Source organism: Sulfolobus acidocaldarius SUSAZ, assembly GCA_000508305.1.
Lineage (GTDB): Archaea > Thermoproteota > Thermoprotei_A > Sulfolobales > Sulfolobaceae > Sulfolobus > Sulfolobus acidocaldarius_A.
Genome location: CP006977.1, coordinates 188,457 through 213,675 on the forward strand (window position 1 = coordinate 188,457; position 25,219 = coordinate 213,675).

Genomic DNA, 25,219 nt, shown 5'->3' on the forward strand with positions numbered 1-25,219 from the left:
TATACGGCAACGATATGTTTTCTATAGAAGTCACTGGTAACATTAGGATACTTTACAGTGTAGACGCAAAAAACTGTATCATTTACGTTTGGGGGATTGGTTCTCACAAGGACGTTTATGGTCGGGATTAAGCTCATAATAGGCTTCAATAAGCATTTGCCTAAACTTCTCTAAGTCCTCATCTGACTCTAGAAGTGGATAACCGTAACCTTTCTCGTCCTTCTCAACTATTTTCATATGTATAAACTTGTCGGAAGAGCATAAAAAGGGCTTTGGACTTGGATGTGTATTGGCTTTGAATTTAATGCCCAGTTAACCGAGGAGAATTTAACTATAGGTATACAAAAATATTGAAGCCTCACCTTTAATGGAGGGAAAGGAAACCAATAGCTAAAGAAAGACTAGAATATATCTTCTTTATGGCGGAAATCACTGACTATATTTGATACTGTCAGGGTAATTGACCTTTTTGAAATCTTTTCACGTTATTTACTAACTTGTTGAAAGTTACAAGTCTCTTCCAAACAAAACCTAAATATTTCTCCTCTTTATTTAGCTCTACACATTACTTAGCAACGCCTAAAACAATTGGTTAAGCCCACAATCGAGGACTTTCGTTAAATGATGAAACTATGCCTAAGATACAGGAATCAGCTACTAGGACTCACATAGTTAATATTTCATGGTTATAAGTGACCATAATATGAAAAGTGAGCTTCAACTGTGAAGTTCATTGACAATTTTGCATACTTTACAACAATATATTTTTATTAAAGGAATATCAAGCTATACTAAGAGAAGAAGAGGGTTATACATCAACAAAATTTCATGTATTAATCTGGAGTAGGTAATTGCGGGAATGATGGTCAAAAGTTATTTGACTTTCTGATATATTCAGTCTTTTCTTCATCTTTACTCTTTGTAATAAGCTTTTATTATTCAATTACAACTACTCTTTCTATGGAAATAATTTCACCTATCATTACACCTTTCGATAAACAAGGTAAAATAAACGTAGATGCACTAAAAACGCATGCAAAGAACCTACTTGAGAAGGGTGTTGACGAAATTTTCGTTAACGGAACTACTGGTCTAGGTCCTGCCTTATCCAAAGACGAGAAGAGGCAGAATTTAAATGCCCTTTATGATGTTACCCATAAACTTATCTTTCAGGTAGGTAGTCTCAATCTTAATGACGTCATGGAGCTCGTAAAGTTTTCAAATGAAATGGATATTCTGGGAGTCTCTTCTCATTCCCCCTATTACTTTCCCAGATTACCAGAAAAGTTTCTAGCTAAATATTATGAGGAAATAGCAAGGGTTTCCTCTCACTCTCTCTATATATACAACTACCCTTCAGCCACTGGTTATGACATATCACCATCAATACTGAAATCTCTTCCAGTAAAGGGCATAAAGGACACTAATCAAGATTTAGCTCATTCGTTAGAGTATAAGTTAAACTTACCTGGAGTAAAAGTATATAATGGCTCAAACACCTTGATATACTACTCTTTGTTGTCTTTAGATGGAGTCGTTGCATCCTTTACCAACTTCATACCTGAGGTAATTGTTAAGCAAAGGGATTTAATAAGGCAAGGTAAGTTAGATGACGCCTTGAGACTTCAGGAGTTGATAAACAGGTTGGCTGACATACTGAGAAAATACGGTTCGATCTCAGCAATTTATGTGTTAGTTAATGAGTTTCAAGGTTATGATGTTGGATATCCTAGACCTCCAATATTTCCACTTACAGATGAGGAGGCATTGTCCTTAAAAAGAGAGATAGAGCCTTTAAAGAGAAAGATTCAAGAACTGGTACATTAATAGTTTAATCATGGTTAAGTTAATAGCTCTTGGGGAAATCCTTGTCCAGTTCAATGCTCTTGCAGTCGGTCCCTTAAGGCATATAAACTACTTTGAAAAGCACATAGCGGGTAGTGAAGCGAATTATTGTGTAGCTTTTATTAAGCAAGGAAATGAGTGCGGGATTATTACGAGAGTTGGAGATGACGAGTTTGGCTATAACATTATAGAGTGGTTAAGGGGACAAGGAGTTGATGTTAGTGGAATAAAAGTGGATCCAGAGTCTTTTACAGGAATTTATTTTGTTCAGAGGAGTCACCCTGTTCCCAATAGGAGCTCAATGTTATACTTCAGAAAAGGAAGTGCAGGTAGTAGACTCTCCCCGGCGGATGTGAGCGAGAATTACGTTAAGAGTGCCGATATTGTACATTCCTCAGGAATAACCTTAGCTATATCAGATACAGCCAAAGAGGCTGTTTTCAGGGCTTTTTCATTAGCTAAAATGAGATCCTTTGACACAAACATTAGGTTGAGGTTATGGAGTGCTGAGAAGGCTAAGAGTGAAATTATGAGGTTACTGAATGAGTTTAAACCAGACTTTTTGATAACCGATCCTGATGATTCAAAGATCATCATAGGTGAGTCTGATCCCGAGAAGGCTCTAAAGATTTTATCAAATTATTCTAGGATAGTCGTAATGAAGTTAGGAGCCAGAGGCGCTATGGTATACTCTGATGGAAGTATTTACTTTTCTCCAGGTTATCAGGTTCAGGTTGAAGATGTTATTGGGGCAGGTGACGCTTTAGGAGGAACATTTCTATCTCTATATTTAAAAGGATTTAATGTGAAAAAAGCACTGGATTATTCAATTGTAGCCTCTACTCTTAATGTGATGATAAGAGGGGATCAGGAGAACCTTCCCTCAACGAAGGAAATAGAGGAGTTCCTAGCAGAGATGAAAAAGTAAAAAATCAGCATATTATATTATAACTAATTATGGTAAAGTTAAACGAATTACCTAAAGAGTTTCAAGACCTCTACACGATCGACTCAGACGGCGTACCTCATTTTAAGACCTTTTTAGCAGGTACTTGGGCATCTTCAAAGGACTTTGAGAACGTGAAGAGCCCAATAGATCTAGAGGTATACGCGAGAGTTCCTAGGCTCAACTACGAAATGATAGACTCTGTGATAGCAAATATACACTATAAAGGAAGATGGGAAATTAGGGACATTCCAGGGGAGAAGAGGCTAAAATTGTACGATAGAATTGCAAACCTCCTGGATAAGTATAGAGAGGATTTTATCCAAGTATTAGTAGTAGGAAATGGCAAAACAGTATCTTCTGCAAGGGGAGAGGTCAATGCGTCAATTGAGAGACTTTTAAGGGCTGACCTGGATGTGAGAAAGCTTTATGGGGAGTACGTTCCAGGCGACTGGAGTAGTGAGAGCTTAGAGTCTGAGGCTATAATAAGGAGGGAACCATTGGGAATTGTATTGGCTATAACCCCGTTTAACTATCCACTTTTTGATGTGGTGAACAAGTTCGTGTACTCAACTGTGGCAGGGAATGCTTTTGTACTAAAACCGGCTATCTCAACTCCTATTCCTGCTATAATGTTTGCAAAACTGGCTGAAATTGCCGGATTTCCAAAAAATGCTTTAGCGGTGATAACCCTGCCAGGGAAGGAAATGGACAAGGTGGTTCAAGATAAGAGGTTAAGCGTCATCTCCATAACAGGAAGCACTGAGACTGGGGAGCACATTATGAAGGTTGGAGGGATAAAGCAATACATAATGGAGCTAGGGGGTGGAGATTCCGTAATAGTTATGAAAGATGCAGATATAACTTCTACAGCCCAAAAGATCGTAACAGGAATAACTAGTTATTCAGGACAAAGATGTGACTCCATAAAATTCATTTTCGCGGAAGATGAGATATACGAAAAGCTAAAATTGGCTCTAGTAGAAGAATTAAAGAAAATTAAAGTTGGAGATCCTAGAGATCCAAATGTAAATATGGGTCCAATTATAGATTCAAAAACTGTGGACGAGTTCGAGTTCTCTTTGAAAGACGTAGTTGAGAAGGGAGGAGTGATCCTTTATGGGGGTAAAAGACTGGGTCCCACATATATAGAGCCAACTGTTATAGAGGCTGATAAAAGTAAGGTGAAAGACCTCTATCTATATAAGAAAGAAGTTTTCCTTTCTATAGCTGTCTTAGTAAAAGTAAACGATATCTCCGAGGCAATAAGTTTATCTAACGAGAGAAGGTACGGGTTAGATGCAGCAATATTTGGTACTGACATAAATGAAATAAGGAGAGCAATAAGGTTCTTGGAAGTGGGCGCAGTGTACATTAATGATTACCCTAGGCACGGTATAGGTTACTTCCCGTTCGGCGGACGCAAGGATTCCGGAATAGGAAGAGAAGGAATAGGTTACACAATTGAGGATGTGACTACGTATAAGACTATAGTATACAATTATAGAGGGAAAGGCATATGGGAGTATTTATAGATGTAGAACAACCTTCTAAGAAAGTATTAGTTTAACAGATTAGTGCCCAACGAAATCTATAAGCCTTTTTTACTTTGCAACGTGGGGATAAAGGGCTCACCAGAGAACTCCAACTTGTCCGTAATCTTGACCTGAATTAACCTGCAGTTACTTCCACAACTTGTCTTTGACTCTGGTTCCTTAAGCATCTCTCCCGTAATAAGGCTAAATACAGCATAATGGAATGGACACTTTATCTTATCATCAAATATTTCAACGCCTTTTTCAAGAATAGGTCTTCTCTTGTGAGGGCACCCAGCCAACCAGGTATAAGTTTTACCATCCTTTCTATAAATCATTATAGGGTAACCCTCTATTTCTTTAACTTCAATACTCATGTGATGTAGATACTATGTGTGATCTTAAAAGATTTACAAGTCACCATTGCCATGAACTATTGCTAATCATGATGAGCAATAAAGTGAATTTTGAAAAGGCTAATCTTACAGTAATCCAATTTCCTGTTTTACTACATCAAGAACAAATTTATAATGTTAAATTCTGATTTCTTACCTGATTAAATAAGGATTTTAGAGCGAAAATTTTTAATTTTTAAAAAACTATTATATAACATTGGGGGAGTAGATTTTCTTATTATTCCCTCTGTTGAATTAGATTATTTACAGGTCAATTTTTTATCTTTCCAGGAAATTCTCGTGAAATACGTTGCTAGTAAGTTTGTAATACGTAGCATTTTGGAGGTGAAAGATTTACTCAGGGTACCGCAATATGTAAGTCAACAGTTAGTCCTAACCGGAGATTACGTAATTCTACCCTCCAAAGGGATAAGAAAATGAGTATTAGGGATGTTCTAATCGGTCTGGTTAACCATATGACTGTAGCGGATAGAAAAATAAGATCATATTTACCTTTAAATGGGAACGAGGCTGTTGAAGTTGAGTCCACCCTTAAGGAGTTGGGATTTGTCTCATGTACTTTTATGTTTAGGGAGGCTAAACGATACATAAAACTGATAGACAAGACCAAGAGGGTCTCTGCGTTATTGGATGAAAGATTTTTATCAATTAGTTTCTATAATGTAGTTAAACCTAAGGATAAGGTAGTAAGCAATATAGTTGATGCGCTAAATGAAATAGAGGGTTCCAGGATAGGTACAAGGGTGGTTGTACCTAGTATAATGCATGAATTCGATAAAGCCGAAGTGTTAATTTTATTGCAAAGCTATGGCTATAAGATAGTTAAGGATCATGGGTTTGATTTAATAAATATTCTGAAGGTGAAGGGGGTAATGTGGTCTTGACTGTTTTTTGGAAGGCGATGAAAGAGAAGATAGGTTATTTATAGTTAATTTTGTGGTCCGTTCATTAAATCAATTGAATGTAGCGTATCTTTAGAACGGTATTAGGAGACTTTCGAGTATGGTAATTCCCTTAATTCCTCTAAGTCCTGAGTGGTAATCTTAGAAGCTATGTTTTATGAAGTTGAGGACGAACTCAAATCAAGAATTATATCTCGAATATTAAGCTAATTTTATAAATTTCTCAAGTTTAGACTAATATATGAATCCCTTTCCATTACTACTGACATTTATGTTGTATTTAAGACCTGTAGTTGGAGATTTCGGTATAATATTCCTGTTTCTCTCATTTCTAGCATCACTTATCCTGTTGTTTCTCTCATCTATTTTAGCTATCATTATTTAATTAGATTATTTGACGGATTATTCTGAGTCTTCTGTTGTCTTATTATCATTTCCTGCCTCACTTTTAAGAGTCTTTTTAGTACCTCAGATTTGACTCTCCGCCAGTCCTCCCCATTTCTCACTTTTATCCTTACTAGGACTGCCACATATTCTTTGTCAAATTGTTCATTAAAGTAGGGACCATTTTCCACTTCATAGTCTTTTACAACCTGATAAAAGAATTACAAACCTCGCCTTTTAAGGCGGGGAGTGGGTCAGATGCAACGTTTGGTATCTTTATCTCTCTCACTACTTCCCCTAGGCTCCAACTTAAGAGGAAACCTAACGCTAGAATTAAGCCAAGTCTTATCCAAAGAATATTGTCAGGAGTAAAAATTCCATTATTCAATTGACTAGATTGAAGCACTCTCAGTATGTAATTTATAATTCCAAAGGCTACAATAGAGGATAGAAGAATTATGATGAACTTTTGTAACTTCATAGATCTAGCATTTTTCAGGAATTATATAAACTTATTACATAACCTTACTTCCCCCCAAAAGGCGGGGGTTTCCCCATTACGTAAATTCATAGAAAACCTAAATGAGTTTTATCCTACATCAAGAATTCATCATATCAATTTTTGAATCATTTCTCCAAATAATTTATAAGTAATGACTCTTACTCTTTAATCTAATACATTTCCAATTCTTCTAAAAACAACTCAAAATATAGGAGAGATTTTCCATAAAATCTTTTAAGTAAATAGATCATATTATAAATATGTTCTCTTCTGATCCGTCTGTGCAAGCGAGGAAAGAAAAGTTAGATAAAGAGGAGGAGGTAAGAGCACTACGAGGAGCTTTGATGGCAGAGTTAGACGCAATAAACTACTATCTTCAACAAGGTAAGCTTTTTGAGAACGAACATCTTAAGAGGGTTCATGAAGATATTGCGAAAGAGGAAATAGCCCATTTTGGAGAGTTTCTAAGGCTACTGTATGAGGTTAGTAAAGAGGATTTTGATTACATAGTTAAAGGTTGGAAGGAAGCATCAGAACTTATAGGAAGCGGACATGAAATACCAATTCCACGTGGACAAGTGAATGATGATAAGGACAGTGAGCATAAAGAGGATAAAACTGATAGTTATCAAAAGGAGCCCTCTGTGGAGGAGATAATTCATGAGGCTTTAAAGCAAAGAAAAATAAGATATGCTGGGACTTTAAGGAGTTACCCTGATGAGAGCATTTCTCTATTTGGATTTGAGGAGACTGAGAGAGAAGTAACACAGAAAATGGACTCACAACTTTATAAGATAGAGTATTTGAGTGTGGAGTTCAAAATTAGGAGTGACTTACCTGTAAACAGGACTTTAAATATCATACATAGAGCAGGGGTAAAGTACTCCCTTATGGAAGATGAATTATTACTCTCCAAGCATCCCTTGTCAATTATAGAAAGGGGTAGGAAAGAAAAAGCATCAGATTGGGATATTCCAGGTAGTATTGCAAACGATATAATAAGAGGAGTACAGATCCTAGAGACAAACGGATACTCTGACCCTGTTACGATAATCTCCCCTGAGCTCTACACAAGGCTTTTCCGCGTTTATGATAAGAGTGGTACTTATGAAATAAAGTTAGTGAAGCATGCTACAGACATTATAGTATCTCCTTTAATTAGGGGCTTAGCTGTTGTGTCAAAGAAAGGGTTCTACATCATGGAGAATACTCTAGTTAAGGTAGAGTTTCTAGGAAGAGAAGGGATTAATAGTGATTATATTATATGGGGGAAGATTGCTCCGTACTTAATTGATACTAATGCTGCAGTTGTATTTCTTCGCCAATAAATAGACTGTCTAGTATTCTTTCTCTAAAATCTAGAATTTTTTCACTGAAATATAAATATTCACTTAAGTCTGCACCCTTAAAGAACTCACTAATCTCATTCACTGTCTCCTTGAGAATTACATTCCTGTTTTGTTTGTCTAAGGATTTAATTATCTCAACTCCTTCCAAATAACTTTCTTTATCTGACCATAACTTGAACCTTGTAACAGGTTTGTGCAATATCTCCTGAACGTAATACAGTGGTTTCCAAGCTAACAATACATGACCATGGTCTATGATATATCCATAATTATTCTTGGATAGGATATGATCCTCTTTTAAATCAATATTTAGTAGCCACTCCTCAAAGGCTAAAGCCCTCTTTAGCTCTTTCAGGTTTTTCACTTCAAATGTGGCTCTATCCGGTAGGTAATCCATTACAATCCCCTCACTGGCGACCTCTAAATCAAGGACAGGCATTCCTAAAACTCTTCCTATTCTTGAGGCAAACAACTCGGATATCACTTCATATTTTGCATGAATGTCATCCTCCTCTTTGAACCTTTTCAGAAACTTCATGACGTAACATTGCGTGGGATCATTTTAAAAATCTGTTATGAGTCAAAAATTTATATTTCTGATATGGAGTATTAAAAGTGTTCACTGAAGTTTTTATTTCTGTATATGTTATGGCTTTGATACTAGGGAGATACATAAAATTACCTAAAGGGGTCTCTGATGGAATAATATCGATGGTGATATTTACTATAGCATTTTGGGGAGGATCTCAGATAGCTGGAATCCAGTTAGTTGATGCCATATTATTATCATTTCTTCTTGCGCTAGTGATAGCTGTAGTCACTTACGCCCTAGGATTATTTACTGTCTCTAGACTAAATGTAACCTTCGTTACAAAAGTCAATTGGAAAGTCCAAGCAAAATACATAATCCCATTAGTTTTAGGTTTCATAGTTGGCCTACTACTAAGAGCTAATATTCCTTTTGACGACATTATAGATTACGAATTATATATTCTTGCATTAGTTATAGGAATCGATGTAGGGAGCTCTATTAGTCTAAAGACGTTAATGAAGATGAGTAAGCTATCTATGTTTGCTGTTATTGTTGACATAATTAGTGCAGTTCTTGTAGCCTTAATTATTTCCCCCATAATTAATTTAAAGGAAGGCTTAATGATTATGTTAGGATCAGGGTGGTATTCATACACTGGTCCTTTCGTAGCTAGTTATTATGGTCCAATTGCTGGAATAATTGGGTTTTTGGTTAATTTCCTGAGAGAGCAATTAGCCTTCGTCTTAGTCCCCATTTTCCTGAAGTTTAGACCTACCCCTGTAGGCGCAATAGCAGTAGGTGGTGCAACTTCTATGGACGTTACTCTACCGCTATATGTGGAAGTATTGGGAAATGAGTATATGATAGGAGCCATGATAAGTGGAGTTATATTGACAATTGTAGTTCCCATAATTTTACCGTTGGTGAGCATAATTTGAACAAGTGGGTAATTGTCTTCATAACTTCATCCTCCTTTTTTCTAGGCTATTTTGCCAGAGTAGCTTGGAGCATAGTGAGTGTTTATTCCACCTTAAAACCGAATGAATTTGAAAATGGACTTATATTCTCGTTGTTCTTCATAGCGTATGTTATAGTTCAAATTCCATCGGGACTACTTTCAGATATTTTTAAACCTAACTTGATTGCGTTACTATCTCTAATAGGGCTATTTATATCTTCTTTACTCTCTGGTATAGCTCAGACTATACTCACATTGTATGTATCGAGTTTTATGATGGGATTTTGCGCAGGATGGATATATCCTGTGACGATAAAGATTCTCACAGCAACATTTTCAAAGAACGAGCTAAACAAGGCTATAAGCTATTATAGCCTAGCCTGGCCATTGTCAATTGTAATATCTGGTTTAGCGTTACCTGCGATGGCTATTGACCTTGGCTGGAGAGCACCATATTATATGATAGCTGTGATATCCTTACTGTTAGGGTTATCATATCTGAAACTGGGTGATGTCAAAAAGGATTTAGATAATAAAAATAATAACAACAAATTATCTTTTTCAGTAATCAAGGATAAAAGGGTCTTGGTCGTCAGCGTTGCTGGTTTCCTGTTCTTTTTATCTTATTGGACTATTGCATTATACGCTTATAGGTACTTTCTGTACACAGGTCTGAACGATTACTTTGCAGGATTGGCATATTCACTCTTAGCTTTGACTGGAATTCCGTCAACCATAATGGCAGGTTTTATAATACAGAGGTTCGGTCCTATAAAATCCCTAAGTTTATTCGAAGGAGTTTATGGCATACTTACAATTATCTTACCAATTTCTTTAAATTATATTTACATGCTGATAATTGCTGCTGTTATGGGTTTCGTTAGATTTGTGATAACGCCTGCAAATTCCTCAGCTGTAGCCATGATAGGTGGTAGTAAAGCTGGTAGCGTCTCAGGTATTTCTAACTTCTTCTGGCAGACTAGCGGAATAATCTCACCTATTGTTGCGTCCTTCATATTAGTAGATTTCAGCTATCTCGCGTTGTGGATATTTTGTGGACTTGTGACACTCGTATCAGCTGTCATGTATTATGTGTTACTCTGAACTATCTTTTTGACAAAACGGCCTCTCTGAAGAACCTTTAATTTATTCAAGCTTTTTGGAATATCAAGTTCATCTACAGATACAATAGACACTATATAATTTTCAAAAGTCTGCTCATCTATATCAGGAAAGGTCAAACGCTTAATGTTCCTAAATGATAACTGTTTGCCATGGTTTATTATTTCTTCCTTGGACAATGTAAGATCGTCCAGATCAGCAATTACCGAAACCCCTTTTCTAGCTTCATTGAATCCCTCCACAAACGATCTACCAGTTTCTTTAGCCCTCTGTAATGTTTGGTCTATGACGTTAGCTGTTTCACTTGCTACTCCTAAAAAACTACTCATTGCCTGATTCATTACCTCCCCTACAGTTCTTCCACTATCCCTTGCGAAATTTACCATTTTCTCATACAGGTCTTGATCTATTCCCCTTATAGTTATACTTTTCTTTTTCTCCTCTTCAGATGACTTGTCAGACATGTCATACTGTAATACACAGTCACTGTATTTAAATTTTTCGCCATAAAACTTATCAACTGTTGCGTGAAAGTGTAAATATGTGATTTACGAGGTTGAAGAGGAAATAATTAACTTCACTCCTCAGGGGAACTTCACGGAAAATAGGGTTATTAAAGTTCCTAGAAGAGGAGCCTCAGGGGGCTGTTCGTCCTTTACACATCCAAGTGTGAAGGATTTTGAGAGAATAAGGGAGATCAATGATGATGAAGCTACAATTGTTATAAAGAAAGTTCGCAGACAAATAAGAGATGATGAACACGTTTGCGTTGAGGAGAAAGTTCTCAATTATGTAAGTATAGGTGATCTGAAGTTCGGATATGTGGGAAGTCCGCTTGAGGTAAAAATCTCGCTGGACTTTTTAAAATCTATAAGGTTTAACGTTTTAGAGGAGAGGGTGTGGAATTTAGGCAGGATCTACGGGATATTAGACCCAGAGGCATCAGCACATGTTTTTCATAACCTGGTCGAGTTTTTGAAGGGAGACCAACCTAGAATAAGACTTGGAGAGAAGATCTTATCAGATGAAATTTCTATATATGATAACCCCTTGAATAATTATCTACTTGGCTTTTCAGTTTTTGATGACGAGGGCTATCCTACCAAGAGGAAGGAGATCGTCGCTGACGGTACTGTCTCGTCATATCTTGGGACGTCATTTACAAAAAAAGTTGAGCCCGGAAATGCAAGGGGGTTCATACCTAAACCAGACTACTTTAACTTAGAGGTTAATAATGGTAGCTGGAATGTTAAGGAGATGATTGAAGATACTAAAGGAGATTGGATACTTGTTTCAGGTGTTAAGAGGAGTGAGATAGTGAAAAATAGTATCAGGCTATTTCCAAGAACAGTCATATTTAAGGGAAAAGGAGTAGTAGTGAGGGAGATAGCGATTCCTCTGCAAGAGCTATTGACAATTGATGCAGTAAGCAAGGATGGAAGAAGTGTTATGGTTGATGAAAATCATGGAGCCTATACCCCTTATGTTAGACTTAAGGTAAGACCTATAATATACTAACTTGTAAAAAAGTGGCTCTTAGTTTCACAGTGTTTTACCTAACTTACAAGCTATGTGTTAAATAATCAATTCTTCCTCCATCTGCTACTATCACTTGTCCAGTGATGTACCTGGCGTCATCGCTGGATAGGAAGGTGACTATGCCTGCTATGTCCTCTGGTCTTCCGGTCGTGCGTAGTACTGTTCTATCCCTAAACCACTGTTTAATTTTTTCAGTCTCTTCAGGACTCCTCCCCGAAACAGTTAAATCAGTCTCCACCCATCCTGGAGCTACAGCGTTAACTCTAATGTTATACTTACCTAACTCAAAGGCTAGTCTCCTGGTTAACATTATAACAGCAGATTTGGTTATGGCATAGAACGTCGTTCCAACGGCAGAGGTGCCAACTCCAGCATTTGAGGCTATATTTACAATTACACCTCCTCTTTGTTTCATGAAAGGCAGAAAAGAGTGAATTACGTAGATCGTTCCAGTCAAGTTAATATCCATCATTCTCTTGTATTTTTCCTCATCAAACTCTTCAAACGGCATAGTATACATGACTCCAGCATTATTTACGATTACATCTATGTTATTTGTAATCTCCCTTACTTTTTTGGAAGCCTCTATAACCTGATCCCTTTTTGATACATCACACTTGATTGTGACCATTCCTTTACTTTCCAATTCCTTTGCTTGGCTCTCCGAAGATGCGTAGAGCACAAATACCTTAGCACCTAAGGAGTTAAACCTCTCAGCTATAGCCCTTCCTATGCCCCTAGTTCCACCAGTTATAACTACGTTTTTACCCTTAAACATAAATTCTACTAAAGAATGTCAAAATAAAAGCTAAACGTTTACATTTTATATATGGGCAAAATAGCATGCGTAGATTTAGGTGATACGTTGGTAGCATTTGAGCCGAGAAGATACCAGCTGATATATGATTTTTTGAGGGACAACGGATACAATGTAAGTTTACTAAAAGTATATAGAGCTTACGTAAGGAGCCTCTCGAAGTCCAATTTTCCTGATGATAATGGTGTAAACCCATTTGATGTAAAAGACTTCCTTTATGAGTTGGGCTTAGACCCATCTAATGAGAAGTTAACAAAGAAAATTTCGTCTATATCGAGAGGTAGTGAGTACTATATTTATGATGATGCCATAGATTTCCTAGAGTACCTAAGATCTGAAGGTTATAAAATAGCTCTAGTCTCAAATGCCACCCCTAGGGCAAGGGACGTAGTATACTCGTTAGGCCTCCATAAATATCTTGACATCCTAATATTCTCCTTTGAAGTAGGGGTCGTTAAACCAAATCCAAAAATTTTCACATATGTTAGGGAGAAATTAGGCGAGCCAGACTTTCACTTAGGCGATATTGCTGAAATGGATATACAGGGAGCTAAGAGGGCTAGGCTAAAAAGGGGAATTCTTTTGGACAGGTTTGGATTCTATGGCACGGATATTAGGACATTGAAAGACGTTATTCGCTTTTTAGAGGCTTTGCGGTCAGTCTAATGAGCCAATATATTGATTTCAGGACTCCAGTGAGGTTGTTTAAGTTAACCTGTGAGTAAATCTTAGCATGTTCTCCTTTTGTTTCTTTCAATTGCATGAACACAAAGTCTATGCTGGAGAATATTTTATCGATCATGATTTGAACTATCTTCCTCACCAGTTTATTTCTCATGCTATTTGTTATTACAGGGATTAGTTGTCTAGTAATTTTCAGATCATAATTCCATGCTAGGTATAGCAAATCCCAATAGTTTTTAGGAAGCTTCTCAGGCTTAGGGTATGGATTCTTGGAAATGTAAGTTGTTGAGATCGGAATTACAGGTAACGGGAATATCCATGTTACCAGTTTATGATCTATCAATGACTGGACTAGGCTGATACTCTGGTCCACGTCTTCTTCAGTCTCATCTGGATAACCTACTGTCATAGTGTAGCACGGATAGATGTAATTGTCATTCATTATTGCTGTGGCATCTAGGATTACATCTCTCCAGTCCCTGGGAGTCCATGGGAAGGCTTTAGCAGGCATGTACTTTTCAATTATCTTCAAACTCCCGCTCTCTAGACCAACTACGGGAGCTGCAGCTCTATCGAAATTATATGAAGCTATTTCTGACATAGCCTTTACAGTCTTAGGGCTTTCCCTAACTGCCGGTGCCGATATGTGTGGGAACCATATTCCATCAACCCCCATCTTCATAACTTCTGAAAACAGATTTACTATGGCATCATGATTAGTCCTCAACTTTTGCGATCCATAAAGTAAGATATCGTCTGTAATGAACTCCACCCTCCTCCACCCACCTTTCATATTTATCACTACTTCTTTCTTTATGACATCTATAGGTATTGATCTGAAAGTCTCTGGGGTAATTGAACAGAACCTACAACCTCTGGGGCAACCCCTTGTTACCTGAACCTCCCCTAACCTAGCAGGATTTTGTATTGGAGGAATTTTATCCAGCTTTGGGTTTCTTCCTCTAACTATGGATGGTGGTTCATTCCCATCAAGAATTGACTTAACTAACGGTGGAAGATCTACTTCTGCCTCTCCTATAAAGACAGTATCTATCCAATCAGGTTTTTTAAGACTGAGTTCCCAGGCTCCTGGACCTCCTGCAATCACTTTCATTTTATATTTTTCCTTCAAACTCTTTATCTCCTCACCAAACTCGTCAAAGAACTGGGCGGTCCAAGTAGGACCTCCGCCAAATATGAAACTCAACTTTGCACTCACTGGGTTTAAACCATATGGATCGTGGGCTGTAATTCCAATTATTTTAGTTTCCTTGGCAAATTTCTTTAACTTTTCTGGAGGTACTGTAATTACACTAAATCCTGAATTTGTGAGTAATGCCTCGATTTTTCTTATGGCGTATGGAGCAAACAGTGCTCTACCATCTTTATCTGTTGGTACAGGGGGAGTGAAGAACCTGTTCATAAAAGCTCTTGGAACCAGTCTAGCTGGCATGCAGGCTACATATCCTAGTACACTGGTTCCCCCATAGTCTGTGAAGGATCCTCTATCTGATGTAAGGATTATGTCATACATTAAAAAGAGAATCGAATTCAGATGTTATAAACTTTCTTTTAAAAAGAGTATCAGAAAAGGGATTAAATATTTTATTAATGGGAGAAAACTAAAAACTGTTTAATAACTTACCCTATATATTTGGTCTTTTTTAATTAAAAAAATTGTTTGGTGGTAAACTTTTTCTTAACTCAAGATATATCTCTAAAAAACTGACATTTTAAAACTTTAGAAAAAGTTATTATATCAGTAGAGAGGCTAAATGTAATGCACCTAGTATTAGAGCAATGATCACGAATATTACAAGTGACAATACCCCAATTACTATAGCTCCGCCCCATCCGACGTTGTATATTTCTCTAATTATTAATAATATTATAATTATACCTATTATAGCTCCTATAAAATGCAGAAAAGTTGTCAGAACCACGTATATTACTATCGATACTAAACTCACAATCATAGCGTTTCCGAAACTAGATCTTCTAGACACAGCTTTAGATGCTAGCCACACTGGAATTGATAGTATTATCCAACCTATCAAAAAACTTATTAAAACTATTATTAGGTTAGAAATAGCTGCCATAATAATTATTTATAAAGGTTAGTTATAAATAAAGTTTTCCGACCTTTGCATATCAGATTAAAAGTGAAATATGGAGAGACTACGCACGAAAACCAATATAGTTTATCCTATAGAATAGGGTAATTATAAAGGTCATGCAAAATTAAGGTCTGAAAGCTAAGTCATTTATAGAAATAAACAGGATTTATGTAAACGGATTTAGTTATTATATTTTCACTTCTCCTTTCAGATCGACCAATTAAAGATAAGATTTTTACATCATATTGATTAAGTATTTATTTTAATATTTTTCTATGTAAAATAGTGTTGAAATTTTAGTTCTAAGTGCAAATGGTAGTTCTATGGTCACACATGGGACTTAGAGCACGATCATCCCACGTGGATTGTTATTAGGATTTCCCGAAGAAGAAATTTTAAGTCGAGAACACCATAATATATATCGTAGAGATAACGTGATAAGAATACTAATTTGTTTCTCATTGATTACCGCTAGTCTACTGATTACCTCCATATTTGCTAACAGTGCTCTATTATTCACTGAATTTATTCACTCACTAGTAGATCTAATCCCCATAGCTTTTGCATTCTATGCATTAAGGATTATTGACAGGATTGACAGTAAATACACTTATGGATTGCATAGACTTGAAATTGTGAGCTCATTATTCAACATTTTCACCGTAGTAGCAGGAAGCATCTTTAGTGTATATATCTCTACCGTTGAGTTAATTGAAGGCTCGAGGGGAGACTACTTACTAGTTCTAATCTCTTCCTCTATAGCCCTCTCTTTATCTCTAATAGCCTCTACAGATAAGAGTGAAGGGGGGAGGGTTAGCGGGAGTAAGTTACATGCGATCCAAGACTCATTGGCATATGTATTAGCTGTTATTTCATCCTTACTCATTATTGCTACGAAAATATACTTCATTGACCCTGCATCAGCGTATATCTTAAATGGAGTCCTAATAATAACATCACTGAGCTCTTTAAAGTTATCCTATAACATCCTAATGGAGAAGTCACCTATTGACACAAAAAGTGTGGAAGCTGAATTACAGTCTATTTTTCCTCAAGTTCATCACATTCATGTATGGTCTATATGTGACCATTTAAATGTAGCGACACTTCACGTAAAGGAGAATCCTGATCTAACGTTAAGAGAACTTGATAGGAAAAGGGAGTACGCAGAAAAGGTTCTAAGGGAAAAATTTGGTATTACTCATGTTACAATACAGTTTGAAGCCAGTAATAAAAAAGAGAAGCTTGAGAAGATTTAACCTCTATTTTCTAATGGTACGTAATCCCTCTGTGATGGTCCTACATATAGGGCTCTGGGTCTTATTAACCTGTGTTGCTCTTCCACATACTCAATGAAATGGGCTAGCCATCCTAGAGTTCTAGACAGTGCGAATATCCCTGTGAACATGTAGATTGGGAAGCCTATACCATAAAATACAATCCCTGAGTAGAAGTCTGTGTTTGGATAGACTCCTTTACCTGAGAATGTTTCAACTCCTAACTTTTCAAGTCTTTCAGCAATGTCAAGATACTTCTTAACCTGCTCATTACCACTTGCTAATTCCTCTGCATACTTCTTAAATATTTTTCCTCTTGGATCAAAAGTCCTGTAAACTCTATGTCCGAATCCCATTAATCTCTTCTTCTTATCCAAGATATTGGTTTTGAACCACTCATCCACTTTTTCAGGAGATCCTATCTCCACAAATTGCTTAAAGGCTTCCTCAGCAGCTCCTCCATGTAATGGACCCTTTAATGCGGAAAGGGCTGCAACTATACAAGAGTAAAGGTCTGATAATGTGGAAGCTGCAACAAGTCCAGCTGTTGTGGATGCAGGAACTTCATGATCAGTGTAAAGTATTAATGCAATATCCATAGCTTTTACTTTCTTGTCTTCCACATGTCCTCCAAATGCTGCCTCCAAAAAGCTCCTAGCTAAACTCTCACTAGGTTGTGGTATTCTTGGTTTTAATCCCTCCTTAGCCCTATAAATATTTGCTAATATTGTGGCTGTTTTCGCTACGATCTCTATTGCTATATCCTTGTTTTTTGCCTTCTCCCAGGTGGGATTATAAATTGCTGCAAGTACTCCAAAGGCTGCTTCCATTAAACCAATAGTCTCTGAGTCTTTAGGTAGTGAGTAAATTAGGTTTATTGCCTGGTCAGGTACTTCGAAGCTCTCATCCAACTTATTTTTAACTCTCTGGAGATCTGATTTTTTGGGAAGTTCTCCATAAAGCATTAGGTAGATAATTTCCTCGTATGTAGAATATTTTGCTAAATCTTCTATGGTGTAGCCTCTATACCTTAATATTCCATTTACACCATCAATGTAGGTTAAACTAGTTGATTTTATGTATACGTCTTCTAATCCTCTGCTTACTGACGTATTTAATCCCCTCTTACATGATTAATGTTTACTTCTCTGATTAAATCTCTAGTTGAAATGATTCCCTTAATTTTACCAGATTTGTCAAGGTTTAATGAGTATCTTTTGTAAATTGTGTGAAATGTTGGATCTCTTAAATAGTTAAAATAGTTTTTACCTAACTTTTCATAGAAAAAGTTATCTTTAAAAATTAACATGCCTGTAATATAACTCTTCATGTTTACTTATATCCTTTTAGTAAACTATAAATCTTTTGCAAGTTGTTTATCTAAATCTTCATAAGAGTAATATTTAATAACCTCATACTGCTCTTTCCTAGTCATCATCTTATCTAAGAGAGATTTCTGGGTTCCCTCTCTCATTAAGACTTCAAGCGCATCCTTCATTGCCTTTGCTGCAACTCTAAATATGGTAACAGGGAATATTACATATTTATATCCCATCTCTCTAAACTCCTTGGCCGTAATGTATGGCGTCTTTCCAAATTCTGTCATATTTGCCAAAAGAGGTGCCTTGACCTCCTTAGCAAACTTTTGGAACTCATCCTTAGATTCCATAGCTTCAGGGAATATTATATCTGCGCCAGCCTCTAGGTATGTCTTTGCTCTCTGAATCGCGTCATCAAGACCATTCACTGCTCTAGAGTCAGTTCTGGCTATTATCAGCATGTCCTTACGGGCTTTAAGTGCTGCTTTTATTTTAGATACCATGTCCCTTGGGTGCACAACTTCTTTACCATCCAAGTGACCGCATTTTTTGGGTAAAACTTGATCCTCTATCTGAATCGCATTAGCTCCCGCACTTTCTAAAACTTTTACGGCTCTATATACATTTAAAACTTCACCAAACCCAGTGTCTGCATCAACAATTATTGGTATATCAGTGACTTCCCTTATTCTCCTTATAATCCAGGCTAATTCATCAAGTGTTATTATGCCTAAATCTGGCATACCGAGGGAAGAGGTATATGCACCGCCTGAAAGGTAAACTGCTTTAAATCCAACTTGCTCAGCTAGAAGGGCAGTAAATGGATTGAATACTCCAGGAATTAATAAAAAATTAGCCTTCTTTAATAGCTCTGACAAGATCTCTCACCTTAATTGTGTCTAACTGCAAAACTGAATTTATTTGTTTTTCTGACATTCCTAACTTTTTAGCCTTTTCTACAACTTCATCCTCGCTCATGGGATTAGCGTAATGTCCTCTAGGTACTCTAACTTCTGCAGAATATTCTCCCTTACTTGTAATCACCGTTACTTTTGTGGGTAATTCTCTAGCATAAACCTTCGTGTAATCTTCTCTCTCCACTACCTCCACTTTCTTCATCAACTCTTCTAACTCCTTATAACCAATTAAATTGTATGAATCTAACCACAGGTACTTCTTAAGGAGTGTAACGGTGATTATGAAAGGTATACTGTGATCTGCAGTTTCCTTATTTCTAGGCTTCCATTTGTCCTCAGTATCTGCTAAAATACTCTTCCCTGCCTCATACGTTTCGACAACTATCTTCTTTATCTCTCCCTCATAATTTATTTTCATACCAGCCTCAACAAGTGCCTCAGCGTGGTATTCCACTGGGTATTTCTTCAACATGGTCCTTAGTATAGCCTTACCCTCTGTTAATTTGAACTTGGAATAATCCATGTCCTTAGCTATGATCGAGGAGAAACCGAACACCCCAGAGAATGGTAGCTCAGGTCCAGTAAATCCGTTCTTTGCCATAAGTGTAGCAAAAACAGCATTTCTTACTGCCTCTGCTGTGGCTCCTGCTTTCCACATGGTTAGCTTTCCACTTCTTGTCTCTCTAAGTGCCACATGTGGAACTATGGTAAGTGAAATTGCATTCTTAGCTTTCTCCTTATCTAAAGACAATAGATTAGCCATTCCAGCAGCCGCACCTATTCCTAAAAAATTTACATGGTCAAAGCCCTTCTTTCTTAATGACGTTGTGTCACAAAGATTCACCCCAACTTCATAGCCCACAGCAATAGCCCTAATTAAGTCTTCACCCTTCAAATCGAATATTGATGCTAATGTAAGTAATCCTCCTATCATGTCACTTGGGTGAAGTGGTTCAAGGCTAAGATAAGTATCGTTAAAATCAAGGTAACGGATTAACAGTGTGTTGTAGAATGAGGCAAAATCTGGGCTTGCCTTCATTCCGTTTAGCATAGGAGCTTCTCCAGGGAAGTATTTAGCTGTCTCTTGTGCAACTTTAGCAGGTTGAGAGTTTATAGACGCTAGAGCTACCGCAACGCTGTCCAGAACACGTTTCTTTACTTCTTTTACCACATCATCACTTACTTTAGTTACGGAAGATGCGAACTCCGCTATTGTATCGGAGAGTTCCATGTAGTCATATTACTGGTACAACTTAAAAATTTAATAATTGTCAATAATCTTCTCCTTATTTATATTAAAGTACTTTATTTTTACAAACACTGTTCATACAAGATCATTCTATAATACTATATTAATAAATGTACAAAGTAAGATATGGTATTGTTTTATTTAAATTGGTTAAGTTTAAATCTTTCTAACGTAGATTTTAGGCTATGGTAAAAGTAGCCTTTATAGGAGTGGGAAGAGTAGGTCAAACTATAGCTTACAATACAATAGTCAACGGCTATGCAGATGAAGTAATGCTTTATGATGTAGTTCCAGAGTTACCAGAGAAATTTGAGCATGAAATTAGGCATGCATTAGCAGCTTTAAGAGTGAAGACTGAACTACTGAGTACCAATAACATAGATGATATTTCTGGGGCAGATATTGTAGTAATCACAGCAGGAAAACCAAGAAAACCTGGTATGAGTAGAAGGGATCTATTCATCGACAACGCCAAGATAATGATAGATCTAGCAAAGAAACTTCCAAAGAAAAACAAAGGCGCAATGTATATCATGGTAGCCAACCCAGTGGATATGATGGCATCAGTATTCATGAAGTACTCTGGAGAGAATACAATTAGCACCGGTAACCAAGTGGAGACAATGAGAATGAGATCTTACATTGCTAAGAAATTGAATATACCAGCATACGAAGTAGGAGGATATGTAGGCGGTGAACACGGAGAGGCTGCAATGGTACTATGGAGTACTGTAACAGTGAAGGGTAAACCTTTCAGTGAGAGTTTAGGCGTAAATAAGGCTGAGGTAGAAGATTACGTTAAGAAAATTGCTGCTGAAATAATAAGAGTTTTAGGCGGAACAACATGGGGTCCAGGTGCTGATATTGAAGAGGTTATCAGAAGTGTCGCACTTAATGAGGGTAAAGTTATGTCTGTTGCATTCCCTCATAAATATGAGGACGAGATAATTCACATAAGTGAACCAGTTGTTGTAGGTAGAACCGTAGGTCCTGCACTGACTTCAGCGTTAGATGAAAATGATAAAGCTAGACTGTTACAGGCTATAAAAGAAGTTTATAACGTTTATAAGAGTAACTTAAAAGAGTTAGAGCAAGTAATATCTTGACATGTTAATACTCTCAACAGAAAAACTTCCCGATGAATGTAAGAGACTTCTGCCTAATGTAAAGGACCAATTCAGCGAAGACGATGTGCCAAAAGCAGACATTTTAATGTTATGGCCTCTTCAAGCTAAGGTGTTTTTACCAAAGGCTAAATCCGTAAAAGCAGTCCAAACTTTTTCTGCAGGTGTCGATGATTTTCCATTTTCCCTCCTACCTAAAGGAGTAGATGTTTTTTCCAATGCAGGAGCTTACTCAGTTTCAGTTGCTGAACACGCTTTTGCTTTGATAATGACTTTAGCCAAGGGGATAGGAAAGAGAGATAGAACATTTAGACCATATCCATTGACTGGTGTAAATTTAATGGTCTTAGGAGGAGGAGGTATAGGCTCAGAGGTAGCAAGAATAGGCAAAATGGGCTTTAACATGTATGTCATAGGTGTCTCTAGATCCTTTAAGAGACCTGAACTTTTCGACGAGAAGCACAACATCTCTGAGCTCAAGGACATAATAGGCAAGGCTGATATCATAGTAGATACACTACCTTTAAGTAAATTAACAAATGGTATTCTCGACTACGATATGCTCTCTAGGGTGAAAGAAAATACAATCATTGTGAATGTAGGTAGGGGGGAGACAGTAGTGGAGGAAGATATCTACAGATTATTAAAGGAGAGGAAGGATGTTAGGTTTGGTACCGACGTATTTTGGAGGAAAAATGGGGTAGAGGACTTTAACAGTAAGTTGTGGGAACTGGACAACTTCACCGGAACTCCTCATACTGGAGGAGCTTACGGAAATGATGTGGTTAAGACAAATGCTATAATTGAAGCTTGTAAGAATGTGTACAACTACATTACCAGTGGAAATGCTGAAAATAAAGTTAGGATTGAGGACTATTTGTAGCCTATAATCACATATAGAATTTTTTAAGGCAAATTTTTAAACTGATATGACCTTAAATAAATTGTGACTTACTGGATAATACCGGTGCAAGAGGACTTCTGGGAGGCAGTGTCTTCGCTGAATGTATTTGGGCACAATAAAGAGAGGGCGACGAGATATATCAAGAAGGGAGACTTACTCATATTTTATGTCAACAAGTATTATGCTAAAAGATTAGGAGGAATGTTTGTTGGAATATATAGGGTATCATCTGATTGGTATACCGACACTACACCGCTTTTTCCTGATGAAAAGTTACAAAATAAAGTTATTCACACCTATAGAATCAACATCGAACCACTGTTAGCAGGTAAATGCCCAGTTAGAGATATACTTTATGAACTTTCCTTTATAGAAGACAAATTTCAATTTTCGAAATTTCTTAGGAATGTTCCAGGTAATCTCAGGAGACCTGTACCTGTGAATGATGCGAAACTTATAGAGGAATGCATAAAAAAATCTAATGAAGTATAAAATTCACTTTATCTATCACTTATAAACCTTCACTAATACTAAATTTTATGATTAGAAGAAAACGCCTCCTAATGCACGTAGGACCAGTCGATATATACGATGAAGTATTATATGCGGGATTAAAACACAATGTAGGCTTCTCATCAGAGGAGTTTGTACAGGCATTTCAGTTTTGCCTTAAGGAAACTAGAAATTTATTCAGAGTGGATGACAATTATCAGCCATTCATTATACCAGGTGGTGGAACCTCTGCAATGGAAAGCGTGACCTCTTTCCTACCAAGAGACAGTAAAGTCTTAGTTGCCTCTAATGGTGTCTTTGGTGACAGATGGGTAAATATTTTCAGGAGATACCCTCTGAAAGTTGATTATCTAGGTAGCGAGGTTGGGGATTACGTCTCATTGGAGAAGTTAGAAGAAAAGGTAAGAAAAGAGAGATACAATCTGGTTACACTTACTCACGTTGAGACAAGTACAGGTGTCAGGCAACCTATAGAGGAGACGGTAAAGAGAATAAGGGACTACGTGGACCTAATAGTTGTCGATGGAGTCTCAAGTGTAGGCGCGGAGGAGGTAAGGGCTAAAGATTGGAGAGTTGACATTTACTTAACAGCTAGCCAAAAGGCAATAGGTGCTCCCCCAGGTTTAGGAATTTTAGTTGCCTCTGAAAAGGCTATGGAGTTAATTAAGGGGGATAGTGTTGCTGGTTATTACTTAGATTTAAGGAACTGGCTTCCTGTCATGAGGAGTATGGAAGACGGAAAAGGATCATACTTCGCAACACCACCAGTACACACTATGTTCATGCTAGCGCAAGCCTTCAAGTTAATACAGGAGGAGGGATTAGATAATAGGATAAAAAGGCATCAAAAGGTCGCTAAAGTAATAAGGGCAGGTATAGAGAGTATGGGATTGCGACTTGTAGCTAAAAGACCCGAATCCTACAGTAATACCGTAACAGGAGTAATACTAAATAAGGTCAGGGCTGAGGAGGTCTTAAAAGAGATAGTTAATGAGGGAGTGGAATTAGCTCCAGGAGTTCATCCTGCTCTGCAGGGCAGATATTTGAGAATAGGTCATATGGGATGGGTTACTCCTAACGACGCTGTAGTCACTATCTCAGCTGTTGAAAGAACCTTGAGAAAACTTGGAGAAGATATCAATGTGGGGAGTGGTGTGAGGTCTGCCCAAGCTTTTATACTAGATGGATAATCTATCCATATGGACATATATGAGGCTATAAAGAAGAGAAGAGACGTAAGGAGTTACTACAGGAAAGACCCCATACCTGATGAAGTCTTAGCAAAAATTTTAATGGCTGCACACTTAGCACCATCTGTAGGTTTTTCTCAGCCCTGGAACTTCATAATTATCAGAGATATAGAAAAAAGGAAGAAAATAAAAGAGCTCGTCCAGAAGGAGAGGGAAAATTTTAGACAACAATTAAGTGAAGAGAGAAAAGAGATTTTTGATAGGATAAAAATAGAGGCAATACTAGATACGCCAATTAACATAGCAGTAACATGTGACCCACAAAGGTTTGGTCCTAATGTATTGGGTAGAAGTACTATGCCGTACTTATGTCAATATAGTACCGTTTTGGCGATCGAGAACCTATGGTTAGCATCTACCGCAGAAGGTATAGGAGTAGGTTGGGTAAGTTTCTTCCACAAGGAAGACGTAAAGAGAATTTTGAATATTCCCGATTCAGTGGACTTAGTAGCTTACCTTACGTTAGGTTATGTAACTCATTTTCCAGACAGACCTGAACTAGAGGAAAAGGGATGGCTCAAAAGGTTGCCATTAGAGGATTTAGTATTTGAAGACGCATACGGAAAGAGACCATCAGATAACATGGTATTAGCGATCAAGAACGTGAAACTTTAAGGAGAAGAGATTAAAAATCTGAAAATTAATTTTCTATTTTACTAACCCTTCAATTTTTATGACGCAATGGAGATAAGTAGTTACAGATGAGGCATCAGCCATAGTTTTACCTTAATCATGAATTAACTTAATTTGAGCTTTTCTTAAGCCTCTTAATAATTCTCAGTGTTATCTGACCAATTGATGAGATAAGCAAAAATTCTACTATATACACTATAACTGAATACAAAAGGAGAAAAGGTATAGAAGTAGCCAATTCATATACTATCTGTCCATAGATGACTCTCATAGCTTCTATTCCAATCCTTACATCTATGAACGTAAATAGGAGGGACAGTAGAGCGAAAATAACCAACTTCATGCTTTTAGTATGGTTTAACCTTATAGATAAGCTTTACTTTTA

Annotated in this window: 31 protein-coding genes; 16 read left to right on the forward strand and 15 right to left on the reverse strand. The window is 37.1% G+C overall.

The window, feature by feature from the left end; translation table 11 throughout:
• Positions 1-78: 78 nt before the first annotated feature.
• Positions 79-237, reverse strand: coding sequence for a hypothetical protein (locus SUSAZ_01125; protein AHC50731.1), 159 nt, complete (start codon positions 235-237; stop codon positions 79-81).
• Between the two features lie 723 nt (positions 238-960).
• Here SUSAZ_01125 and SUSAZ_01130 point away from each other — a divergent pair.
• From SUSAZ_01130 to SUSAZ_01140, 3 genes are read left to right on the forward strand one after another with little or no spacing between them, the layout of a single operon-like run.
• Positions 961-1,827 carry a 2-keto-3-deoxy gluconate aldolase gene (locus tag SUSAZ_01130; protein ID AHC50732.1) on the forward strand — a complete coding sequence of 289 codons (867 nt, stop codon included), beginning with the start codon at positions 961-963 and terminating at the stop codon, positions 1,825-1,827.
• A 10-nt stretch (positions 1,828-1,837) separates the two neighbouring features.
• Positions 1,838-2,773: a sugar kinase gene (locus SUSAZ_01135; protein ID AHC50733.1), complete on the forward strand. Its 936-nt coding sequence runs from the start codon at positions 1,838-1,840 to the stop codon at positions 2,771-2,773.
• 29 nt (positions 2,774-2,802) lie between these two features.
• On the forward strand, positions 2,803-4,326 hold the full coding sequence (locus tag SUSAZ_01140) for an aldehyde dehydrogenase (GenBank protein ID AHC50734.1): 1,524 nt from the start codon (positions 2,803-2,805) through the stop codon (positions 4,324-4,326).
• 56 nt (positions 4,327-4,382) lie between these two features.
• Here the strand turns inward: SUSAZ_01140 and SUSAZ_01145 are convergent, their stop codons facing one another.
• Positions 4,383-4,703 carry a (2Fe-2S)-binding protein gene (locus SUSAZ_01145; protein AHC50735.1) on the reverse strand — a complete coding sequence of 107 codons (321 nt, stop codon included), beginning with the start codon at positions 4,701-4,703 and terminating at the stop codon, positions 4,383-4,385.
• A gap of 14 nt (positions 4,704-4,717) precedes the next feature.
• Between SUSAZ_01145 and SUSAZ_01150 the strand changes: the two genes are divergently transcribed.
• Both SUSAZ_01150 and SUSAZ_01155 read left to right on the forward strand, forming a co-directional pair.
• On the forward strand, positions 4,718-4,870 hold the full coding sequence (locus SUSAZ_01150) for a hypothetical protein (GenBank protein AHC52402.1): 153 nt from the start codon (positions 4,718-4,720) through the stop codon (positions 4,868-4,870).
• 288 nt (positions 4,871-5,158) lie between these two features.
• Positions 5,159-5,626: a hypothetical protein gene (locus SUSAZ_01155; protein AHC52403.1), complete on the forward strand. Its 468-nt coding sequence runs from the start codon at positions 5,159-5,161 to the stop codon at positions 5,624-5,626.
• Positions 5,627-5,878: 252 nt separating this feature from the next.
• On the opposite strand, the gene SUSAZ_01160 is transcribed toward SUSAZ_01155, so the two are convergent.
• The 3 genes from SUSAZ_01160 to SUSAZ_01170 are packed head-to-tail and all read right to left on the reverse strand — an operon-like array spanning position 5,879 to position 6,509.
• Positions 5,879-6,022, reverse strand: a complete 144-nt coding sequence (locus SUSAZ_01160; protein ID AHC52404.1) for a hypothetical protein — start codon at positions 6,020-6,022, stop codon at positions 5,879-5,881.
• The gene (locus SUSAZ_01165) at positions 6,022-6,219 is read right to left on the reverse strand and encodes a hypothetical protein (GenBank protein ID AHC52405.1); all 198 of its coding nucleotides are present in this window, start codon (positions 6,217-6,219) and stop codon (positions 6,022-6,024) included. Before SUSAZ_01165 ends, SUSAZ_01160 begins: the two co-directional genes overlap by 1 nt.
• An 11-nt stretch (positions 6,220-6,230) precedes the next feature.
• Entirely contained in the window at positions 6,231-6,509 is a 279-nt protein-coding gene (locus SUSAZ_01170; protein AHC52406.1) for a hypothetical protein, read from the reverse strand.
• 281 nt (positions 6,510-6,790) lie between these two features.
• Between SUSAZ_01170 and SUSAZ_01175 the strand changes: the two genes are divergently transcribed.
• A complete protein-coding gene (locus SUSAZ_01175) occupies positions 6,791-7,858 on the forward strand; it encodes a ferritin (protein AHC50736.1) in 1,068 nt (355 codons plus the stop codon).
• On the opposite strand, the gene SUSAZ_01180 is transcribed toward SUSAZ_01175, so the two are convergent.
• Positions 7,827-8,417, reverse strand: a complete 591-nt coding sequence (locus SUSAZ_01180) for a hypothetical protein (protein ID AHC50737.1) — start codon at positions 8,415-8,417, stop codon at positions 7,827-7,829. The two genes, SUSAZ_01175 and SUSAZ_01180, sit on opposite strands and share 32 nt — an antisense overlap.
• Positions 8,418-8,494: 77 nt before the next feature.
• On the opposite strand from SUSAZ_01180, the gene SUSAZ_01185 reads away from it, so the two are divergent.
• Together SUSAZ_01185 and SUSAZ_01190 are read left to right on the forward strand one after the other, a co-directional pair.
• Complete coding sequence (locus SUSAZ_01185) at positions 8,495-9,349, forward strand: hypothetical protein (protein AHC50738.1); 855 nt, start codon at positions 8,495-8,497, stop codon at positions 9,347-9,349.
• Positions 9,346-10,473, forward strand: a complete 1,128-nt coding sequence (locus tag SUSAZ_01190) for an ABC transporter permease (protein AHC50739.1) — start codon at positions 9,346-9,348, stop codon at positions 10,471-10,473. Before SUSAZ_01185 ends, SUSAZ_01190 begins: the two co-directional genes overlap by 4 nt.
• On the opposite strand, the gene SUSAZ_01195 is transcribed toward SUSAZ_01190, so the two are convergent.
• The gene (locus SUSAZ_01195) at positions 10,458-10,955 is read right to left on the reverse strand and encodes a hypothetical protein (protein ID AHC50740.1); all 498 of its coding nucleotides are present in this window, start codon (positions 10,953-10,955) and stop codon (positions 10,458-10,460) included. The genes SUSAZ_01190 and SUSAZ_01195 overlap by 16 nt on opposite strands.
• 79 nt (positions 10,956-11,034) lie before the next feature.
• On the opposite strand from SUSAZ_01195, the gene SUSAZ_01200 reads away from it, so the two are divergent.
• Complete coding sequence (locus SUSAZ_01200) at positions 11,035-12,009, forward strand: peptidase U62 modulator of DNA gyrase (protein ID AHC50741.1); 975 nt, start codon at positions 11,035-11,037, stop codon at positions 12,007-12,009.
• A 43-nt stretch (positions 12,010-12,052) separates the two neighbouring features.
• Here the strand turns inward: SUSAZ_01200 and fabG are convergent, their stop codons facing one another.
• Positions 12,053-12,808: a 3-ketoacyl-ACP reductase gene (gene fabG / locus SUSAZ_01205; GenBank protein AHC50742.1), complete on the reverse strand. Its 756-nt coding sequence runs from the start codon at positions 12,806-12,808 to the stop codon at positions 12,053-12,055.
• A gap of 51 nt (positions 12,809-12,859) precedes the next feature.
• Between fabG and SUSAZ_01210 the strand changes: the two genes are divergently transcribed.
• Entirely contained in the window at positions 12,860-13,513 is a 654-nt protein-coding gene (locus tag SUSAZ_01210) for a 2-haloalkanoic acid dehalogenase (GenBank protein AHC50743.1), read from the forward strand.
• Here the strand turns inward: SUSAZ_01210 and SUSAZ_01215 are convergent.
• Together SUSAZ_01215 and SUSAZ_01220 are read right to left on the reverse strand one after the other, a co-directional pair.
• Positions 13,479-15,065 (reverse strand): radical SAM protein, encoded by a 1,587-nt coding sequence (locus SUSAZ_01215; GenBank protein ID AHC50744.1) that lies wholly within the window; start codon positions 15,063-15,065, stop codon positions 13,479-13,481. The two genes, SUSAZ_01210 and SUSAZ_01215, sit on opposite strands and share 35 nt — an antisense overlap.
• Before the next feature lie 220 nt (positions 15,066-15,285).
• Positions 15,286-15,621, reverse strand: a complete 336-nt coding sequence (locus tag SUSAZ_01220) for a hypothetical protein (GenBank protein AHC50745.1) — start codon at positions 15,619-15,621, stop codon at positions 15,286-15,288.
• A 461-nt stretch (positions 15,622-16,082) separates the two neighbouring features.
• Between SUSAZ_01220 and SUSAZ_01225 the strand changes: the two genes are divergently transcribed.
• Positions 16,083-16,907: a cation transporter gene (locus SUSAZ_01225; GenBank protein AHC50746.1), complete on the forward strand. Its 825-nt coding sequence runs from the start codon at positions 16,083-16,085 to the stop codon at positions 16,905-16,907.
• Here the strand turns inward: SUSAZ_01225 and SUSAZ_01230 are convergent.
• From SUSAZ_01230 to SUSAZ_01245, 4 genes are all read right to left on the reverse strand, one after another.
• Positions 16,904-17,890, reverse strand: coding sequence for a citrate synthase (locus SUSAZ_01230; GenBank protein AHC50747.1), 987 nt, complete (start codon positions 17,888-17,890; stop codon positions 16,904-16,906). The two genes, SUSAZ_01225 and SUSAZ_01230, sit on opposite strands and share 4 nt — an antisense overlap.
• 149 nt (positions 17,891-18,039) lie before the next feature.
• Positions 18,040-18,255: a hypothetical protein gene (locus SUSAZ_01235; protein AHC52407.1), complete on the reverse strand. Its 216-nt coding sequence runs from the start codon at positions 18,253-18,255 to the stop codon at positions 18,040-18,042.
• Positions 18,256-18,279: 24 nt separating this feature from the next.
• A complete protein-coding gene (locus tag SUSAZ_01240) occupies positions 18,280-19,122 on the reverse strand; it encodes a methylisocitrate lyase (GenBank protein AHC50748.1) in 843 nt (280 codons plus the stop codon).
• Complete coding sequence (locus SUSAZ_01245; GenBank protein ID AHC50749.1) at positions 19,097-20,392, reverse strand: 2-methylcitrate dehydratase; 1,296 nt, start codon at positions 20,390-20,392, stop codon at positions 19,097-19,099. The genes SUSAZ_01240 and SUSAZ_01245 overlap by 26 nt, the downstream gene beginning before the upstream one ends.
• 203 nt (positions 20,393-20,595) lie before the next feature.
• On the opposite strand from SUSAZ_01245, the gene SUSAZ_01250 reads away from it, so the two are divergent.
• The 5 genes from SUSAZ_01250 to SUSAZ_01270 all read left to right on the forward strand — a co-directional run bounded on the left by SUSAZ_01250 (position 20,596) and on the right by SUSAZ_01270 (position 24,816).
• Positions 20,596-21,516 (forward strand): malate dehydrogenase, encoded by a 921-nt coding sequence (locus SUSAZ_01250; GenBank protein AHC50750.1) that lies wholly within the window; start codon positions 20,596-20,598, stop codon positions 21,514-21,516.
• Between the two features lies 1 nt (position 21,517).
• Positions 21,518-22,417, forward strand: a complete 900-nt coding sequence (locus tag SUSAZ_01255) for a 3-phosphoglycerate dehydrogenase (GenBank protein ID AHC50751.1) — start codon at positions 21,518-21,520, stop codon at positions 22,415-22,417.
• Between the two features lie 63 nt (positions 22,418-22,480).
• Positions 22,481-22,930, forward strand: coding sequence for a hypothetical protein (locus SUSAZ_01260; GenBank protein ID AHC50752.1), 450 nt, complete (start codon positions 22,481-22,483; stop codon positions 22,928-22,930).
• Positions 22,931-22,977: 47 nt separating this feature from the next.
• Positions 22,978-24,141: a septum site-determining protein gene (locus SUSAZ_01265; protein ID AHC50753.1), complete on the forward strand. Its 1,164-nt coding sequence runs from the start codon at positions 22,978-22,980 to the stop codon at positions 24,139-24,141.
• 9 nt (positions 24,142-24,150) lie between these two features.
• The gene (locus SUSAZ_01270) at positions 24,151-24,816 is read left to right on the forward strand and encodes a cob(II)yrinic acid a,c-diamide reductase (protein ID AHC50754.1); all 666 of its coding nucleotides are present in this window, start codon (positions 24,151-24,153) and stop codon (positions 24,814-24,816) included.
• Positions 24,817-24,943: 127 nt separating this feature from the next.
• Here the strand turns inward: SUSAZ_01270 and SUSAZ_01275 are convergent, their stop codons facing one another.
• Complete coding sequence (locus SUSAZ_01275; GenBank protein ID AHC50755.1) at positions 24,944-25,177, reverse strand: membrane protein; 234 nt, start codon at positions 25,175-25,177, stop codon at positions 24,944-24,946.
• Between the last annotated feature and the right edge of the window lie 42 nt (positions 25,178-25,219).

Bases quoted from the DNA above. Each gene is read 5' to 3' on its own strand.
- SUSAZ_01125 (AHC50731.1), bottom strand. From the start codon at position 237: ATGAAAATAGTTGAGAAGGACGAGAAAGGTTACGGTTATCCACTTCTA.
- SUSAZ_01130 (AHC50732.1), top strand. From the start codon at position 961: ATGGAAATAATTTCACCTATCATTACACCTTTCGATAAACAAGGTAAA.
- SUSAZ_01135 (AHC50733.1), top strand. From the start codon at position 1,838: ATGGTTAAGTTAATAGCTCTTGGGGAAATCCTTGTCCAGTTCAATGCT.
- SUSAZ_01140 (AHC50734.1), top strand. From the start codon at position 2,803: ATGGTAAAGTTAAACGAATTACCTAAAGAGTTTCAAGACCTCTACACG.
- SUSAZ_01145 (AHC50735.1), bottom strand. From the start codon at position 4,703: ATGAGTATTGAAGTTAAAGAAATAGAGGGTTACCCTATAATGATTTAT.
- SUSAZ_01150 (AHC52402.1), top strand. From the start codon at position 4,718: ATGTGTGATCTTAAAAGATTTACAAGTCACCATTGCCATGAACTATTG.
- SUSAZ_01155 (AHC52403.1), top strand. From the start codon at position 5,159: ATGAGTATTAGGGATGTTCTAATCGGTCTGGTTAACCATATGACTGTA.
- SUSAZ_01160 (AHC52404.1), bottom strand. From the start codon at position 6,022: ATGATAGCTAAAATAGATGAGAGAAACAACAGGATAAGTGATGCTAGA.
- SUSAZ_01170 (AHC52406.1), bottom strand. From the start codon at position 6,509: ATGAAGTTACAAAAGTTCATCATAATTCTTCTATCCTCTATTGTAGCC.
- SUSAZ_01175 (AHC50736.1), top strand. From the start codon at position 6,791: ATGTTCTCTTCTGATCCGTCTGTGCAAGCGAGGAAAGAAAAGTTAGAT.
- SUSAZ_01180 (AHC50737.1), bottom strand. From the start codon at position 8,417: ATGAAGTTTCTGAAAAGGTTCAAAGAGGAGGATGACATTCATGCAAAA.
- SUSAZ_01195 (AHC50740.1), bottom strand. From the start codon at position 10,955: ATGTCTGACAAGTCATCTGAAGAGGAGAAAAAGAAAAGTATAACTATA.
- fabG (AHC50742.1), bottom strand. From the start codon at position 12,808: ATGTTTAAGGGTAAAAACGTAGTTATAACTGGTGGAACTAGGGGCATA.
- SUSAZ_01210 (AHC50743.1), top strand. From the start codon at position 12,860: ATGGGCAAAATAGCATGCGTAGATTTAGGTGATACGTTGGTAGCATTT.
- SUSAZ_01215 (AHC50744.1), bottom strand. From the start codon at position 15,065: ATGTATGACATAATCCTTACATCAGATAGAGGATCCTTCACAGACTAT.
- SUSAZ_01230 (AHC50747.1), bottom strand. From the start codon at position 17,890: ATGCTTTATGGAGAACTTCCCAAAAAATCAGATCTCCAGAGAGTTAAA.
- SUSAZ_01235 (AHC52407.1), bottom strand. From the start codon at position 18,255: ATGAAGAGTTATATTACAGGCATGTTAATTTTTAAAGATAACTTTTTC.
- SUSAZ_01245 (AHC50749.1), bottom strand. From the start codon at position 20,392: ATGGAACTCTCCGATACAATAGCGGAGTTCGCATCTTCCGTAACTAAA.
- SUSAZ_01250 (AHC50750.1), top strand. From the start codon at position 20,596: ATGGTAAAAGTAGCCTTTATAGGAGTGGGAAGAGTAGGTCAAACTATA.
- SUSAZ_01255 (AHC50751.1), top strand. From the start codon at position 21,518: ATGTTAATACTCTCAACAGAAAAACTTCCCGATGAATGTAAGAGACTT.
- SUSAZ_01265 (AHC50753.1), top strand. From the start codon at position 22,978: ATGATTAGAAGAAAACGCCTCCTAATGCACGTAGGACCAGTCGATATA.
- SUSAZ_01270 (AHC50754.1), top strand. From the start codon at position 24,151: ATGGACATATATGAGGCTATAAAGAAGAGAAGAGACGTAAGGAGTTAC.
- SUSAZ_01275 (AHC50755.1), bottom strand. From the start codon at position 25,177: ATGAAGTTGGTTATTTTCGCTCTACTGTCCCTCCTATTTACGTTCATA.